At 69.9% G+C, this 17,063-nt stretch carries 11 protein-coding genes; 10 read left to right on the plus strand and 1 reads right to left on the minus strand.

From position 1 onward, the window contains the following. The first annotated feature begins 17 nt into the window (after positions 1-17). From AMS67_RS04840 to AMS67_RS04860, 5 genes are all read left to right on the plus strand, one after another. On the plus strand, positions 18-866 hold the full coding sequence (locus tag AMS67_RS04840) for a helix-turn-helix transcriptional regulator (protein ID WP_053386360.1): 849 nt from the start codon (positions 18-20) through the stop codon (positions 864-866). 295 nt (positions 867-1,161) lie between these two features. After that, the gene (locus AMS67_RS04845) at positions 1,162-2,229 is read left to right on the plus strand and encodes an iron-siderophore ABC transporter substrate-binding protein (protein WP_053386361.1); all 1,068 of its coding nucleotides are present in this window, start codon (positions 1,162-1,164) and stop codon (positions 2,227-2,229) included. Further along, positions 2,230-3,282 (plus strand): FecCD family ABC transporter permease, encoded by a 1,053-nt coding sequence (locus tag AMS67_RS04850; RefSeq protein WP_241487991.1) that lies wholly within the window; start codon positions 2,230-2,232, stop codon positions 3,280-3,282. Beyond that, entirely contained in the window at positions 3,279-4,313 is a 1,035-nt protein-coding gene (locus AMS67_RS04855) for a FecCD family ABC transporter permease (RefSeq protein WP_053386362.1), read from the plus strand. The genes AMS67_RS04850 and AMS67_RS04855 overlap by 4 nt, the downstream gene beginning before the upstream one ends. Then, positions 4,310-5,206: an ABC transporter ATP-binding protein gene (locus AMS67_RS04860; protein ID WP_082305301.1), complete on the plus strand. Its 897-nt coding sequence runs from the start codon at positions 4,310-4,312 to the stop codon at positions 5,204-5,206. The genes AMS67_RS04855 and AMS67_RS04860 overlap by 4 nt, the downstream gene beginning before the upstream one ends. A 63-nt stretch (positions 5,207-5,269) precedes the next feature. Here the strand turns inward: AMS67_RS04860 and AMS67_RS04865 are convergent, their stop codons facing one another. Further along, positions 5,270-11,848, minus strand: coding sequence for a beta strand repeat-containing protein (locus AMS67_RS04865; protein WP_053386363.1), 6,579 nt, complete (start codon positions 11,846-11,848; stop codon positions 5,270-5,272). A 283-nt stretch (positions 11,849-12,131) separates the two neighbouring features. Here AMS67_RS04865 and AMS67_RS04870 point away from each other — a divergent pair, with 283 nt between their 5' ends. Genes AMS67_RS04870 through AMS67_RS04890 form a run of 5 tightly spaced genes read left to right on the plus strand, consistent with a single transcriptional unit; the run spans position 12,132 to position 17,046 of the window. Beyond that, positions 12,132-13,079, plus strand: coding sequence for an ABC transporter substrate-binding protein (locus AMS67_RS04870; RefSeq protein ID WP_053386364.1), 948 nt, complete (start codon positions 12,132-12,134; stop codon positions 13,077-13,079). After that, positions 13,079-14,155: a FecCD family ABC transporter permease gene (locus AMS67_RS04875; RefSeq protein ID WP_370726586.1), complete on the plus strand. Its 1,077-nt coding sequence runs from the start codon at positions 13,079-13,081 to the stop codon at positions 14,153-14,155. The genes AMS67_RS04870 and AMS67_RS04875 overlap by 1 nt, the downstream gene beginning before the upstream one ends. Further along, a complete protein-coding gene (locus AMS67_RS04880) occupies positions 14,152-15,216 on the plus strand; it encodes a FecCD family ABC transporter permease (RefSeq protein WP_241487993.1) in 1,065 nt (354 codons plus the stop codon). The genes AMS67_RS04875 and AMS67_RS04880 overlap by 4 nt, the downstream gene beginning before the upstream one ends. Beyond that, positions 15,209-16,084 carry an ABC transporter ATP-binding protein gene (locus tag AMS67_RS04885; protein ID WP_053386365.1) on the plus strand — a complete coding sequence of 292 codons (876 nt, stop codon included), beginning with the start codon at positions 15,209-15,211 and terminating at the stop codon, positions 16,082-16,084. Before AMS67_RS04880 ends, AMS67_RS04885 begins: the two co-directional genes overlap by 8 nt. Beyond that, entirely contained in the window at positions 16,081-17,046 is a 966-nt protein-coding gene (locus tag AMS67_RS04890) for a siderophore-interacting protein (protein ID WP_053386366.1), read from the plus strand. The genes AMS67_RS04885 and AMS67_RS04890 overlap by 4 nt, the downstream gene beginning before the upstream one ends. The last annotated feature ends 17 nt before the right edge of the window (positions 17,047-17,063 follow it).

The following is a 17,063-nucleotide window of genomic DNA, read 5'->3' on the forward strand; positions in this document are numbered from 1 at the left end:
TTTGGTAACGTCGCTGCGTGACCACCCGCTCCCCTCGCCCGACCGGCTCGCGCTCACCGCGCACGGCGGCCGCGATCGAGCGCCGCGAGCTGCCGAGTTTCGCCGCGGGCGAGCTGAGCATCCCGTTCGAGCACTACGGCATGACCGAGGCGCTGACGGCAGACACTTACTGGGAGCCGCACTCGCATCCGACGCACGAGATCCTCTGGAACGACCGCGGCATGTCGGTGGCGACCGTCGACGGCGGCAGTTGGACCATCGGGCAGCAGGTCGGGCTGTGGATTCCGGCCGGCACCCTGCATACGGGGCACGCGCCGAGCGGCACCGTATACCGCACCGCGCACTTCGACATCGGCGCGTTCGCTGCGTATGCCGCGCACCCCGAGGCGATCGCGCTGACGCCCCTGCTGCGCCTGCTGCTCGAGCGGCTGGCCGACAGCACGACCGCGGGTTCGCCCCTGAGCCCCGAGTCGCGCCGGCTCACCGAGGCGATGGTGCGCGATGTGCTCGCCCCGGCGCGCGCGAGTCTGACCGTGCACATTCCGACGAGCGCGCTGCTCGCTCCGATCGCGCGCGCGGTGCTCGACGCTCCGGGCGAGGCGCCGGCACTCGGTACGTGGGCAGCTGACCTCGGGGTCAGCGAGCGCACGATCGCCCGCGCGTTCCTCGCCGAAACCGGTCACGGCTACACCGCCTGGCTGGCTTCGGTGCGGGCGCAGTGGGCGATGCTGCTGCTGAGCGACGGCCTCCCGGTCGATGAGGTGGCGGATCGCGCGGGCTACGCCTCGGTCAGCGCGTTCGGGGCGGCATTTCGTCGCACCACGGGCATCACGCCCAGTCAGGCGCGCGGGTTCGTCGGCGACTGACGGCGGCGCGCGATCGGGCTGGCGCCCCGCAGCTGCGTCGTCTCGACATAAACACAGACTCCGACCCCCGTGTCCATTTTGCGCGATCCTGCGTCACTTTCTCGCGATTGCGCCACCCGCCCGCGAGTTCATATGATGAAGTCAAGCCTTCCCTCAGCAGCTCGGATCGCCCCGGCATTCGCCCGTTACGCACGAATGCGCCCGACTCCGGGCGCCGTGCACCGCGAAGTGCGCGGGCAGCGCGCCGGGCCGGAGGGCATCGTCATGTCCCCCATCGAAAGCGGGTTCCCCACCCATGTCTGCTTCACCCCGTCGACTTCTCACTGCTGCCGCCCTCGCCGGCGCGGCGCTGCTCGCGCTCACCTCGTGCGCATCCGGCTCATCGGCCACCGATGCGGCGTCAGGTTCCGTCATCGAGGCCCCCACGCCGACGAACGAATTCCCACTCACCATCGAGCACGCGCTCGGCACGATCACCCTCGACGAGGCTCCGGAGCGCGTCGCGACCGTCAACTGGGCCAATCAGGAAGTTCCGCTCGCGCTCGGCGTCGTGCCCGTGGGCATGGCCAGCGCCGACTGGGGCGATGACGACGGCAACGGCGTGCTGCCCTGGGTCGAGGATCGCCTGGAGGAGCTCGGCGCCGACACCCCGGTACTCTTCGACGAAACCGACGGCATCGACTTCGAGGCTGTCGCCGACACGAACCCCGACGTCATTCTCGCCGCCTACTCCGGCCTGACGCAGGAGGACTACGACACCCTCAGCGAGATCGCACCCGTCGTCGCTTACCCCGAGGCACCCTGGTCGACGTCATGGAAGGACGTCATCCGCTACAACGCGCTCGGCATGGGTCTCGAAGAAGCCGGGGATGAACTCATCACCTCGCTCGAGAACGAGATCGACGAGACGGTCGCGAAGCATCCCGACCTGGCCGGCGCCTCGACGATGTTCGTGACGCACGTCGACACGACCGATCTCAGCACGGTCAACTTCTACACCTCCAACGACACCCGAGCGGCGTTCTTCACCGATCTCGGGCTCACCGAGCCCGCGGCCGTCGTCGAAGCATCGAAGTCGGGCGAGTTCTCGGGCAGCATCAGCGCCGAGCAGGTCGATCGCTTCGACGACGTCGACCTCATCGTGACCTACGGCGACCAGGAACTGGTCGATACCCTCGAGGCCGACCCGCTGCTCTCGCAGATGCCCGCGGTCAAGAACGGTGCGATTGTCTTCCTCGACGGATCCGGACCGATGGGCACCGCGGCGAACCCGACCCCGCTCTCGATCTCGTGGGTACTCGACGACTACGTCACGCAGCTCGACGATGCGCTCGCGGGCAAGACCGCGAAGTCTGCCGAGTAATTGAGCGTTCTCACACGCGGCCCGCAGGGCCCCGGTTCGGCCGTCGCCATCGTGCGGCGGCCGAACCGGGTTCGCGTGCTCTGGCTCGTCGCGGCGATCGCGGTGCTGGCCGGCCTTGCCGTGCTCTCAGTGGTCGTCGGCTCACGTTCGGTGAGCCTCGATGACATTCGCGCAGCGTTCACCGGTTCGGTCGACGGGCTCGGCGCCGCCGCGGTTTCGAAGCGCATCGCGCGCACCGCGCTTGCGATCCTGGTCGGCGCCGCACTCGGTCTCGCCGGCGCTGCCATGCAGGGCGTGACGCGCAACCCGCTCGCGGACCCGGGGCTGCTCGGCGTCAACATGGGGGCCTCCCTCGCCGTCGTGATCGGCATGGCCTGGTTCGCGATGTACCAGTTCACCGCGTTCATCTGGGTCGCGATTCTCGGCGCGGCAGTGGCGGCGACCTTCGTGTACATCGTCGGATCGCTCGGCCGCGGCGGCGCCACTCCCCTGAAGCTGGCGCTCGCCGGGGCTGCGACCTCCGCCACGGCCGCCTCGTTCATCAGCGCGGTCGTGCTGCCCCGCGGCGACATCGCGGGCGGCGTGCGATCTTGGCAGATCGGCGGTGTCGGCGGTGCGAGTTTCGAGCCGATTATGCAAGTTCTCCCCTTCCTCGCGGTCGGCGCGCTCATCTGCATCCTCTCGGCCCGCTCGTTCAACGCGCTCGCACTGGGCGATGAGCTCGCCTCCGGCCTCGGGGAACGCGTCGCCGTGATCCGCGGCGTCGGCGCACTCGGCGCCGTGCTGCTCTGCGGCGCTGCCACGGCCGTCGCAGGCCCCATCGGCTTCGTCGGGCTCGTCGTGCCGCACGCCTGCCGCCTGCTCGTCGGCGTCGACTACCGCTGGCTCGTGCCGTTCTCCGCCGTCGTCGGCGCCGCGCTGCTCACCGCCGCCGACGTCGTCGGCCGCGTCATCGCCCGACCCGACGAGATCGACGTCGGCATCATCACCGCACTCATCGGCGCCCCCGTCTTCATCTGGATCGTGCGCCGGCAAAGGATTCGAGAGCTATGAGCACGAGTGCCATCACCGCGGTCGCGACGCAGCGTCGCACGCGGGGCCGCCGTCGCGGCCTCGTCATCGCCGTCCTGGCGATCCTGATCGCCGCCGTCTTCGTCGTGAGCCTGCACCTCGGCCGCACCGTCTACTCCACGCCCGACGTGCTCGGCGTGCTGCTCGGGCACGACGTGCCGGGCGCATCATTCACGGTCGGGCGCCTGCGCCTGCCGCGCGCCGTGCTCGCCCTCATCGCGGGGCTCTGCTTCGGGCTCGGCGGCGTCACGTTCCAGACGATGCTGCGCAACCCGCTCGCGAGCCCCGACATCATCGGCATCACCTCGGGCGCCGGCGCGGCCGCCGCGTTCGCCATCATCATCCTCGGGCTCACGGGTGCGCGGGTGTCGACGTTCGCCATCGCGGTAGGCCTGATCGTCGCGCTCACCATTTACCTGCTCGCGTTTCGGCGCGGGGTGGCGGGCACCAGGCTCATCCTGATCGGCATCGGGATCGCCGCCATGCTCGACTCGGTGACGTCGTACGTGCTCGAGAAAGCGCCGCAGTGGGAGCTGCAGGAGGCCATGCGTTGGCTGTCGGGCAGCCTCAACGGCGCGCGCTGGCAAGAAGTCTCGCCCGTGTTCATCGCGTTCGTCGTGCTCGCGCCGCTGCTCTACGCCCAGGCCCGCAACCTGTCGCTGCTGCAGCTCGGCGACGACACCGCATCGGCGCTCGGCGTGCGCAGCGAACGCACCCGCATTCTGCTCATCGTCGCGGCCGTGGGGCTCATCGCGTTCGCGACCGCCGCGGCCGGGCCCATCGCGTTCGTCGCGTTCCTTGCCGGGCCGATCGCCGTGCGCATCATCGGGCCGTACGGATCACCACTGATTCCTGCAGGGCTCGTCGGCGCGCTGCTCGTGCTCGTCGCCGACTTCGTGGGCCAGTTCGCGTTCGACACGCGCTACCCCGTGGGCGTCATCACCGGCGCGCTGGGCGCCCCGTATCTCGTCTATCTCATCATTCGCACCAACCGCGCAGGAGGATCGCTGTGACGATCGACCACACTCTCGACGTCGACGCCGTCTCGCTGGGCTACCGCGACCGCGAGGTCATCACCGGCCTCAGCCTGTCCGTGCCGCCCGGCAAGATCACTGTGATCGTCGGCGCCAACGCGAGCGGCAAGTCGACACTGCTGCGCGCGATGTCGCGACTGCTCGCTCCGCGCGAGGGGAAGGTGCTGCTCGACGGCGCCTCCGTGCACCGGATGCGCGCCAAGGAGCTCGCGCGCACGCTCGGGCTGCTGCCGCAGTCGCCGATCGCCCCCGAGGGCATCACGGTCTCCGACCTCGTCGGCCGAGGCCGCAACCCGCATCAGAGTCGTTTCGCCCGGTGGAGTCACGACGACGACTCCGCCGTCGCTGAAGCACTCGAAGCCACCGACACGCTTTCGCTCGCTGACCGCGCCGTCGACGAGCTTTCGGGCGGGCAGCGGCAGCGCGTGTGGATCGCGATGGCGCTCGCGCAGCGCACCGACGTGCTGCTGCTCGACGAACCGACCACGTTTCTCGATGTCTCGCACCAGGTCGAGGTGCTCGACCTGCTCACCGATCTGAACCGATCGCGCGGCACAACCATCGTCATGGTGCTGCACGATCTCAACCTCGCCGCACGGTACGCCGACCACCTCGTCGCGATCGCCGACGGCACCGTGCACGCAGCCGGCTCGCCCGACGAGGTCCTCACCGAGGCACTCGTCGCGTCGGTGTTCGGCATGCCGAGCACGATCGTTTCCGACCCCGTGTCGGGGCGGCCGCTGATGTTGCCTCGAGGGCGGCATCACGTGCGCGACGGGGTGCCGGTCGACAGCGCAGTGGTCGTCGGCCCCGCGAACACTGAGACCGCAGCAGTCGCCGACACGAGAACCGAGACCGGCACGCTCAGCTGACGCCCACAACGCACGCGGCCCGCGCATCTGTTCAGGATCCGCGGGCCGCGTGCGATTCAGCGATCAGTGCGCGCGCCGCCGTCGAACGACGAGCACGGCACCGGCTGCGAGCAGCAGCGCGCCGAGCGCGACACCACCCATCACGCCCGATCCGCCGGTTGCGGTGAGGCCACCCGTGCCCGCTCCGCCGGCGGATCCCGATGCTCCGGTCGAGCCGCCTGCGCCCGAACCCGACGCACCCGCGCCGCCATCCGAGCCCGAACCCGCAGCCGTGCCGCTGCCCGTCGCATCGTTCGACCCGTCGGTTCCTGCCCCGGCACCGCCTTCAGTGTCGGCATCGGCATCAGCTTCAGCACTCGCACCAGCACCGGCTTCGGCCGGCAGCGCCGAACCGGTGACCTCGGCGGTCGCCACCGCGATGTCGGCGTTGAATGACGAGACGACGATCGTCGCGGATTCGCTTGGCTCGAGCCCGGAGACTCTGACGAGCGCACCCGAGCGATCGAGCTGCGGCACCGTGGCGGCAGCAGTGGCGGGTGGGGCTTCGGCTGCCGCCGTCGGCGTGTTCGCACCGTTTGCCGCGACGCGCGCCGCACGACCGAGCTCGATGCCCGCGGGCGCGACGGTGTACTCGAGCGATTCGTCATAGTTCTCGATGCGGAACTCGAACCCGTCGACGAGCGACTGCGTCGTCGTCAGAATCGGCGCATAACCGCGCTCCTGAGCACGCCCCTGGGCGGTGCTGCTCGCACTGGTCGAATCATCGCGCATGACCGCAACGGCAACGTCTGCCGTTGCGCCCGCCTGTAGGCCACTGACGATGAGCAGCGAACCGTCCAGTCGCGCCGACAGTCCTTCGACACCCTCGACTGCGTCAACCCAGTACTGGGCGTCGGCGTCGAAGTTGCTGATCTGCGCCGTGTAGCCGTCGGGCGTTCGCACCGCAGTGCCGAACTCGGGGGCGATGCCTGCGAGCAGCGCGGCCCCCGTCACCGACGCCGTGGCCGGCGCGGAGCCCGAGAGCTCGACGGTGACGGCGATCTCCGCGCCTTCGCCCGCGGCGAGGCCCGTGACCGACAGCTGCGAACCGTCGAGTGCTGCGTGCACCCCATCGGGCAGCTGCGCGTCATCGACGGCGTAGCTGGCCGCCGCGTCGAAGTTTGTGATTTCGACCGTGTAGCCGTCCGGCGTGCGCACTGCGGCACCGAACTCGGGCGAGATCCCCGCGAGCAGCGCGACGCCGGTCACCGACGCCGTCGCCTCCGTCGAACCTGCGAGCTGCACGCTGACGGGCACTGTGAGGCGTTCCCCAGGCTGCAGACCGGTGACGGTGATGACCGACCCGTTCCGCACCACCCGAACCGCGGCGTCGAGCGCCGTCGTGTCGAAGGCATAGCTGCCGGCGTCGACGAAGTTGGTCACCTCGACGGTAAAGCCATCGATAGTGCGCACGACTTCACCGAACTGCGGCGCACTGCCGGTCGACAGCGCCGACGCCGTGAACGTCTCGCTTCCGACCGCGTGATCGGCCTGGTTCGCTTCGATCAGCACCGTCGCGGTTGCGCCCGCCGGAAGCCCGGTCACCGTCACCGTGCCGGTCTCGGCGTCGAATACGACCCGAGCACCTTCTGGCGCATCAGTGAACGAGACGACGTAGTGAACCCGGGGGTCGAGATCTTCGAGCGTGACCACGTACCCGTCCACGGTGCGCGTCTCAGGCCCGAAACGTACCTCGGGCGCCGCCTCGAGCGCCGAGCCGGTCGCCGTCGCAAGAGCATCGGTCGAACCGGCGCGCGACACGGTGACGACGGCACTGCCCTGCGCGCCAGCGTCGAGCCCGCTCACGGTGAGCGTCGCTCCGTTCAGAATCACTTCCGCCTGCGGGCTGAGCACGGTCGGCAGCACGATGTACACGGCGTCGGCGTCGAAGTTCTCGATGTCGACGGAGAAACCGTCATCTGTTCGCGTGACGGAGCCGAACGTCGGAGCGACTCCCGTCGCCAGCGACCGGCCCGAGAGATCTGCGCGGGCGGCAACCGCACCGTCTCGGTGCACGGTGACGGGCACGGTCGCCGAGGCGTCAGGTGCGAGTCCGGTGACCACGATGGTGTCGCCGTCGAGCATGGCTGCGGCGCTGCTCGGCAGCCCGACCAGTTCGAGGTCGTAGCGGGCGGCGGCGTCGAAGTCGCTGATCACGGCGCTGAACCCGTCGACGGTGCGCTCGGGATCACCGAACGTGGGCGCGATCCCCGCGTCGAGGGCGGTGCCGGTCAACCGGCTCGAAGCCGGAGTGGCTCCCGACTTCGCCACGCCCAGAGTCACCTCGAGAGAGACGCCCGGCTGCAATCCGGTGACGCGCAACTTCCCGTTGTCGATGCGCGCGTTGATCGATGCATCGGAACCCGGCCACGTCACCGTGTACGTCGCTCCCGCGTCGAGGTTGGTGATCGCGGCTTCGAAGCCGTCTGCGAGACGCACGACTTCCCCGAAGACTGGGGCGATACCCGCGTCGAGTGCGGTGCCCTGCACCGTCGCCGTCGCATCGAGCGCCCCTGATCGAGTGACCCGCACTTCGACCGAGGCGGGAGTGCCGGAGGCAACGCCGGTGACAGTGAGCAGACCGCTCGCGTCGACCGTACCCGACACGTCGCCGCTCGCGGTCACCGCGTACTGCGCGATCGAAGCGAAGTTCGTGATCGGCACCTGGAACCCGTTCGCCGTACGCGTCACCGCGCCGAAGGTCGGCGCCGTGCCCGCGGCCGCGGGCGTGACGGCGACGCGCGGGTTCGAGCGCTCGGAGTAGAGCTTGTCGGTCACTCCGGTCTGCGTCGCCTCGGTCTGCAGCGAGACGTAGTACGTGGTGCCGTTCGTCAGACCCGAGATCGTGCAGTTCGTGTTCGTGGCGGAGCAGGTCTGCACGGTCGCTCCGCCCGAGGCAGCGTTGAAGGCCGTTGCGAAGTAGTTCGAAATCGCGTTGCCGTTCAAGTCGGCAGGTTGCCAGCTCACGACGGCGCTGTTCGTTCCGGGAGCGACGGAGATGCCGGTGGGCACCTTCGGGTATCCGTACGGGGTCGCAGTCACCGTGTTCGACGCTGCGCCGGCGCCGGCGATGGTCAGGGCGCGCATCTGCACCGAGGTGGCGGTGCCGTTGGTGAGCCCTGAGATCGTCTTCGACGTACCGATACCGGGCGACGCCTGCCACGTGGTGCCACCGTCAACGGTGTACTCGTATCCGGTGATCGTCTGACCGTTGCCGCTCGCCGCGGTCAATGTCAGACGCAGGAGACCGTCACCGCGCGCCGCGAGGGCGATGGTCGGTGCGGCGGCACGGGCGAGCGGCGTGACGGCGGGGCGCGGTGACGACGCCGGGCCGGCGCCCGCCGCATTCGTCGCGGTCACGGAGACCGTGTAGGTCTCGCCATTGGTGAGCGCGGTGACGGTGAACGGCCCCGTGTTCGCAATACCGCGGTACTGCGCGGCGCTGCCATCGGCCGAGGTGATCGTGACCGTGTAGTCGGTGATCGGGCTTCCGCCATCGAACTCCGGGGCCTCCCAGCGCACGGTGGCCGTTGCGGATCCGCCAACCACCGACACGTTGCGGGGCGCCCCGGGCACCGTGCGCGGCGTCGACGTGCGCGTGGCGGCATCGCCCGCGCCGATCGCGTTGAAAGCGCGCACCGCGACGGTCACGGGAGTGCCGTTCGGCAGGCCGGTGATCAGTGCATCGCCTGACAGACTACGCGTATCGATCCAGGTCTGCCCGCCGTCGATCGAGTACTCAATGGCGGTGAGTGGCGCACCGCCGTCGCCCGAGAACTCCGCGTGGACGCCGACGGTGCCATCACCTGGAACGAGCGTCGCGGCCGGTGCGGGCGGTGCCGATGCCGGCGCTGCAGTGAGCACATTCGACGCACTGCTGGTGCCCGCCGCGTTCACGGCGCGCGCTTGCACCGTGTAGGCCGTGCCGTTCTCGAGCCCGCTGATCGTGAATGATCCGGCCACGACCTCCACCCCGTGCCATGTTGCGCCGCCGTCGACGCTGGCCTCGATCGCGGTCACGGTCGATCCCCCGTCATTTGCGAGCGAGAAGTCGACCGAGAGCGACCCGTTCGCCCGCGCCACGCGGGTGAGATCGGGGGCGCTCGGCGCGGATGCCGGCGTCGCCGACACTGCAGCGGACGGCGCGCCCTCGCCCTGCGAATTCACCGCGCGCACCCGCACATCCACGGCGACACCATCCGCGAGTTCGGTGATGACGAAGCTGGGGGTCAGGCTCGGCGTGCGCTGCCAGGTCGCCCCCGAGTCGAGCGAGTACTCGTAGTAGTCGACGGGCACGCTGCCGCGATCGGCGGGCGTGAAGTCGACCTGCACCGCTCCGGGTTGCGACACGACCTGATCGATCACCGGAGCCCCCGGAAGCGCGACGGGAACCGGCCCGTTGCGCGTGGCACCGGCCGAAGCGGGGCCAGAACCAACCTCGTTCACCGCACGGATGACGAAGGTGTATTCGACGTCGGCGTCGAGCGTTGCCCCCGAGCTCGACTCGGTCAGTGCGGCGGGTGACTCGGTCGCGCCGAGTGCGCGCCAGGTGAGCCCACCATCGGTGGTGTAGTCGTATGCGGTGATCGGTGCGCCGCCGTTCGAGGCGGGCGCCGCGAAGGCGAGTTCAAGCTCACCGGTACCGGTGTCACGCACCCGGGTGATGGCGGGGGCGCCAGGCACTCCGGCCGGAGCGGCCGTCACCTCGACTGCTTCGCTCGCCCCGATCGCGTTGACCGCGCGCAGCAGAATGCGCTGCTCGGTGCCATTTTCAAGACCGCTGATACTCTGCGGCGCGCTCGGCGAGAACGACTCCCAGCGCGCTCCCTCGTCGAGCGAGTACTCGACCGAGGTGATGGGTGCACCACCCGAGGATCCGAGTTGCCACGACACGACGATCGAGCCGTCACGGCGTTCGGCGGCGGCATCGACCAGCGCTGCCGGCACACCGGGCGCGCTGACGATGATGGGCGAGGAGGCCGCACCGGGGCCCGCCGCATTGACCGCGCGAAGCTCAATCGAGGCGTGCGATCCTGCCGCAATGCCCGCCACCGCGACCGGGCTGGTCGTCGATCCCGTCGATGCCCAGCTGCCGCCGTCGACGCGCACCTGGTAGTCGGTGATCGCCGTGCCTCCGTCGAACCCTTCGGTGAACGCGATCGCCGCGGAGCCGCCTTCGACTGCGGCACTCGTTACCGAGGGCGCACCCGGTACCGCACGCGGCGTCGCCGTGGCCGGGTCACTCGTCTCGCCAATGCCGACAGCGCTCGTCGCGCGGATCTCGATGAGCGCTGAGACGCCGTTGGTCAACCCTGAGATCACCGCGGGGCGTGCCGTGGCGTCGAGCTGTACCCACGAACCGCCGTCGACGCGGTACTGGTAGCCGGTCGCCGCAGCACCCGACTCGGGAGCCGCGAACGTGACAGCGAGCCCGCCATCCCGCGCTTCGAGCTGCTCGATGCGCGGCGCCGACGGAACCGCGAGCGGCGTGACCGTATTCGAGAGCGTCGAGTACGTGCCGATGCCGGCCGGGGTCACCGCTGCGACCTCGAACCGGTAGGCCGTGCCGTTCATCAGGCCGGGCACGGTGACGACGGTGTCGGTCGACCCGGTGAGGATCGGCTCGGTCCATGCAGTGCCGCCAACGGGGGTGACGCGCACGGCGTAGCCTTCGAGCGGCCCCTGACCCACGCTGGTCGGAGCCGTCCAGCTGAGCGCGGCGCTGCCCGAGCCGGCGACGGCCTGCGGCGCCGTCGGCGCACTCGCAGTGCCGGTCGTGTACGAGATCTTGATCGAGCCGTTCGCCGAGTTCGATGCGACGTACTCGACGGACTCCGTGAGTCCCGGCTGCGACGCCGTGGAGTTCTGTCCGAGCGAGCCGCCGTACCCGAACCACTCGTTCGAGGTGCCGGCACCGAACTCGATCGCTCCGTGCTTGCCGCCGATCGCGCCGCCGCCGCCCGCGCCGCCGCCGCCACCGTCGTCGTTGTTGCAGGTCGACGCCGCGCACGCGTCTGCGGCGTTCTGCCCTCCCTGCCCGTCGGTGGAGGTCGGGTCGACCGTGCGCGCGACGAAGACGCTGTCAGCAGCACGCCCGCGCGTCGGCGCGTACTGGCCCGAGCCGCCGTTGCCACCACCACCACCGGCGACGATGTCGATGTCGCCGATACGCAGCACACTGGCAGCCCCACCTGCACCACCCTGACCCGATGAACCACGCGATCCGGCGTTGCCGCCACGACCACCGTTGTATCCGTCGAGGGGATTGTTGCCGCCGACCGCGGCAGCCGTCGACGCGTTCGTGGTGCTGGCGCCGGTCGCGCCGCCCTGGCCGGGAACAACGGTCAGTGTCGAGCCCGGCACGACGTCAACGGTGCCGGTCACCAGTCCGCGGAACGTACCGATATCGGGAGCGGGCGTGGCATCTTTGCCGCCATTGCCGCCCTCGCCGCCGCGGATCTCGACGTCGATCGACGTCACCCCGGCAGGTACGACCCACGACTGCGCAGTCGCCGAGTACGCGAACGAGACGACCTGCGTCTGCGGTGCACTGTTGCCGGCCGCGGCACTCGCGATGAGCGCCCCTCCGACCAACGCGACCACTGCCGAACCTGCGAGTATGCGCTTTCCGCGCACGCCTGTGCTACCCACCCTTGTGACACCCCTCCAGTGCTCCAAGGCCGTCCCCAGGCAGGCGCCTCGGACTCGGAGAGTTACATGCAGAACGATCTAACACTAGTGGGACGCCGTTCCGTTCTGCACCGTGTTCACGAAAATGTCGTCTGACGAATCGCGCACACTTCACTTCGCGCCTTCATCTGATCTTTGTTAGGGTCGGATCGGTGCGCCGGGGGAACGGCGCACGTCTCGACCGAAAGGCCTCTTCATGCCCTCGATTCGTACGCGCCGCGCTGCCGCCGTCACCGCCGCAGCCGCTGCCGCCGTTCTGCTCGTCTCCGGTTGCGCCGCTTCCGGAAACGCCGATGCATCGGGTGCGGGGGACGCATCCGACACCGCCGCCGGAACACACGCGATCACGCACGCTCGCGGCACCACCGAGGTGCCCGACGCCCCGCAACGCGTCGTCACCCTCGAACCGCTCGAGCTCGATACCGCCGTCGCACTTGGCATCACTCCCGTCGGCGCTGCAGTCGCCAGCAATGTGGCCGGCATTCCTGAGTACCTGGGCGTCGACGGCGTCGAGCCGGTCGGCACCGTGCCCGAGCCCGACCTCGAGGCCATCGCCGCGCTGCAGCCCGACCTCATTCTCGGCACCGAATCACGGCATTCAAGCCTGTACGACCAGCTCGAGAGCATCGCCCCCACCGTCTTCATCGGCACCCAGGCAGATCCCTGGCGCGACAACGCCGCGCTCATCGGCGAGGCGCTCGGCCAGCAGTCCGAGGTGACCGCACTCATCGATGACGTCGACAACCGCTGCGCGGCGATCAGCGACGAGTACGACGTCGACGGCGCCACCGCGCAGATCGTGCGCCCGCGAGACGAGACCACGCTGAGCTTCTACGGCCCGGTCTCGTTCGCCGGCAGCCTCATCGAGTGCGTGGGCTACACGATCCCCGATCGCGAGTGGCAAGACGGCCTGCAGGCCGACCTCTCCCCCGAGAACATCGTCGACGCCGCGGCCGATGAGGTCTTCGTGACGACCGCAGATATCGACGACCGCTCCACCATTCCGTCGGCAATCACGGAGAACGCCGACGCCTTCCCGTCGGTCACACTCGTCGACACCAGCACCTGGGTCTCGGGTGTCGGACCGAAGGGCGCGCAGGTCGTGCTCGACGACATCGAGAAGTTCCTCGCTGCGGCGCAGTGATCCGCCGCAGTTCGGAGGGCGACCGCACCGGCACGATCCACCACCGACCAGCTCCCGACCGACGACCGACGACCTCCCGGTATTCCTCGCGGGCGGCGTGGGGCGCGATCGCGCTGCTCGCCGCCCTCGCGCTGGCGGTGGCGCTCTCGCTGGCCGTCGGTGCGAACGCGCTCTCGCCGGGCACCGTGCTCGCGACCTTGCGCGGTGACGGCACGACCGAGACCGACTACATCGTGTTCACGCTCCGCATTCCGCGCACGGCCGCGGGCATCCTCGCTGGGGCTGCGCTCGGCGTCGCTGGCGCGCTGATCCAGGCGTTCACCCGCAACCCACTCGCCGACCCGGGCATCCTCGGAGTCAACGCCGGTGCCGCGCTCGCTGTGGCGATCGGCGTCGCGTTCCTCGGACTGCAGGGGGCTGCTTCGTTTGTGTGGTTGGCGTTTCTCGGCGCACTCGTGGTCACGGTGGCGGTCTACCTCATCGGTTCCTCGGGACGGGGCGCGGCCGATCCGATTCGCCTCACGCTCGCCGGGGTCGCGCTCGGCGCAGTGTTCTCGGGAATCACCACGGGCATGACCCTCAGCAACCCCGACGCGTTCGACCAGATGCGCAGCTGGAATGCGGGATCGCTGCTCGGTCGCGGCTTCGACGTCTCAGGCCCGATTGCGCCATTCATCGTCGTCGGGCTCCTGCTCGCTCTGCTGCTCACCCCGGGGCTCAACGCGCTCGCGCTCGGCGACGACGTCGCGAAGTCGCAGGGCGCGAATGTCACGGCGATTCGCATCGGCGTCATCGCAGCCGTCACGCTGCTCGCCGGTGCCGCCACGGCGCTCGCCGGTCCCATCGCGTTCGTCGGGCTCATGGTGCCGCACATCGTGCGCTGGACCTTCGGCGTCGACCAGCGCATCATCGTGCCGCTCTCAGCCCTGCTGGCACCGGTGCTCGTGCTCTTCGCCGACGTGCTCGGACGCATCATCATTGCTCCGGCGGAGGTGCCCGTCGGCATCGTGACCGCCGTGATCGGTGCACCCGTGCTGATCGCACTCGCGCGCCGCAGAAACGCGAGCGCACTGTGAGCGGGGCGGGGCACGACCGTTTGGTCGATATCGGTTACCGCCGCATCGTGCTGCAGGCCGGGCCACTCGTGGCGACGGTGCGCACACGCAGTCTCGTCGTCGGCGCGCTCGCGGCGGGAGTCATCGCGGTACTGCTCGTGCTCGCACTCGGCCTCGGCACGTTCGCGGTCGCTCCCGCCGACGTCCTGCGCACGCTGTTCGGCGGCGGCAGCCCGCTCGAGCGCACCGTCGTGCTCGAGTGGCGGTTGCCTCGCGCCCTTGCCGCGATCACGATGGGCGCGCTGCTCGCGATCGCTGGCGCGCTCTTCCAGACCGTCACGCGCAATCCGCTCGCGAGCCCCGATATTCTCGGCCTCTCGAACGGCGCGTTCACCGGCATGCTGCTCGCGCTCGTGTTCGTGTCGAGCGGCTGGCCCGCGCTCACCGTCGGTGCACTCGTCGGCGGCATCGCCACCGCAGCGATCATCTGGACGCTCTCGCTTCGGGGCGGGGTGCAGGGCTTCCGCCTAATCGTGGTGGGCATCGGCGTCTCGGCGATCCTCGCCTCGATCAATACGTGGATGCTGCTGCAGATCGAACTCGAGACCGCGATGTTCGCGTCGTCATGGGGCGCCGGATCGCTCAACGGTGTCACCGCCCCGCCCCTCGCGGGCGCAGTGCTCGCCGCGGTGCCCTTCGTGGCCGCCGCTGCGCTGCTCACGCCCCGACTGCGGCAACTCGATCTCGGCGACGACATGGCGGCGGCGTCGGGGGTGCGCCCGAATACGGTGCGCACCGCCGCACTCGTCATCGGTGTCGCCCTCGTCGCGGCGGCGACCACGGTCGCTGGCCCTGTCGCGTTCGTCGCCCTCGCGGCGCCCCAGATCGCCCGTCGCCTCACCGGCACCCCATACCTGTCGCTCACCGCGTCGGCGCTCATCGGCGCCCTGCTGCTCCTCGGCTCCGACATCGTCGCACAGCACGTGCTGCCGGTCGCGCTGCCCGTCGGCGTCGTCACCGTGTCGGTCGGCGGCGCCTACCTCGTCCTCATGATCATTCTGGAGATTCGCCGCCGTGCCTGATTTCACTCAGCCCCTCCCCGCTTCCTCGCGCCTCACCGCCGACGCCATCACGCTCGGTTACGACCGCACCCCGATCGTCGCCGACCTCAGCGTCGCGATCCCCCCAGGATCGTTCACCGTGATCCTCGGCCCGAACGCCTGCGGCAAATCCACACTGCTGCGCGGTCTTTCGCGCCTGCTCGCTCCGAGCAGCGGCCGCGTGGTGCTCGACGGGCGGGCGATCTCGGAGTACCCCGCGAAAGAAGTTGCGCGGCGCCTCGGACTGCTGCCGCAGAGCGCGTCGGCTCCCGACGGCATCACCGTGGCCGATCTCGTGGCGCGCGGCCGGTTTCCGCATCAGAAGTTCATTCGGCAGTGGTCCGATGCCGACGAGCGCGCCGTGCACGAGGCGCTCGAGGCCACCGGCACACTTGATCTCGCACCGCGCCCGGTCGACGCACTCTCGGGCGGGCAGCGGCAGCGTGTCTGGGTGGCGATGGTGCTCGCGCAGCAGACTGACCTGCTGCTGCTCGACGAACCGACGACTTTCCTTGACGTCGCCCACCAGGTCGAGCTCATGGAGCTGTTCGCCGAACTCAATGCCGACGGGCGCACCGTTGTCGCCGTGCTGCACGACCTGAACCACGCGGCCAGGTACGCGAGCCACATCATCGCGATGCGTGACGGCGCGATCGTGGCCGAGGGTTCCCCCGCCGAGGTCATTACGAGCGAGCGCGTGCACGAGGTGTACGGACTGCCGAACATGGTGATCGAAGATCCAGTGACGGGCGGGCCACTCGTCGTGCCCCTGCGCGGCAGCGCGGTGCGCAGCGGCCGGGGCGCATGCCCGGGCACAGGAGCGGAACCGAACCTCGGAGCGCACGCGTGAGCACCCCGCAGCCGTCGCTCGCCAAGCGCCCGTGGGCCTACAGCGCGTTCCCCGTGACCGTGCGGGCGATCCGGCGCCTCAGCCCGAAGTTTTTACGCGTCACGTTCTTCGGTGACGCGCTGCAGCACTTCGCTCCGTGGGGTCTCGACCAGCGCATCAAGCTGGTGCTCCCCATGCCCGGAGACGCACCGCGCGACTTTCGGCTCGCCGAGTTCGGCCTGCTCGAGCAGCCCACGCCCCACCCGTCCGACTGGTATCAGCGCTGGCGCCTCCTGCCCGAGGGCGAGCGCAATGTATTGCGAACGTACACCCCTGCGGCGATCCGCCCCGAGGTGCGCGAGCTCGACGTCGACGTATTCATCCACGAGCCCGCCGGCCCAGCTTCGGCGTGGGCGCTCGCCGCTCGGCCCGGGGATCACCTCGTCATCACCGGCCCCGATGCGCGCAACGGCTGGACGGGCTACGGCATCCACTGGCAGCCCGAAACGCACGATCGCTTTCTCATCGTCGCCGACGAAACCGCCTTCCCGGCCGCCCGCAACATCGTCGCGTCGCTGCCGCCGGGCGCCGAGGTCGACCTGCTGCTCGACATCGACGACCCCGCCGATGATCTGGTCTCGGGCGACTTCGCGGTGACCGGCGCTGGAGCGGCCTCCGGGCGTGCCGACACCGGTACCGCAATCGCAAGCGACACCGCAATCGCCACCGTGCGCCTCGTCGTCGCCGAGCGCGGCACGAGCACGGGGCCGAATGATCTCACCGGTGTCGAGCGGGCCGTTCGTCGCTGGGGCGCGGAGCACGGCGCCACCGCCCGCGATGACCCGCGCTGGTTCGTCTGGCTCGCCGGCGAGTCAGGGGCGACGACCCGCATCCGCCGGTATCTCACCAGCGAGCTCGGCATCGCGAAGGATCGCATCGCGTTTCTCGGCTACTGGCGCATCGGCGGGGCGCTCGTCGGGTAGCTCGCGTGCTCGTCGGG

The sequence above is a fragment of the Leucobacter japonicus genome, assembly GCF_001273855.1.
Lineage (GTDB): Bacteria > Actinomycetota > Actinomycetes > Actinomycetales > Microbacteriaceae > Leucobacter > Leucobacter japonicus.

What these genes read in the sequence shown, in the direction of transcription:
- AMS67_RS04845 (WP_053386361.1), top strand. Translation starts at nt 1,162, where the DNA reads ATGTCTGCTTCACCCCGTCGACTTCTCACTGCTGCCGCCCTCGCCGGC.
- AMS67_RS04870 (WP_053386364.1), top strand. Translation starts at nt 12,132, where the DNA reads ATGCCCTCGATTCGTACGCGCCGCGCTGCCGCCGTCACCGCCGCAGCC.
- AMS67_RS04855 (WP_053386362.1), top strand. Translation starts at nt 3,279, where the DNA reads ATGAGCACGAGTGCCATCACCGCGGTCGCGACGCAGCGTCGCACGCGG.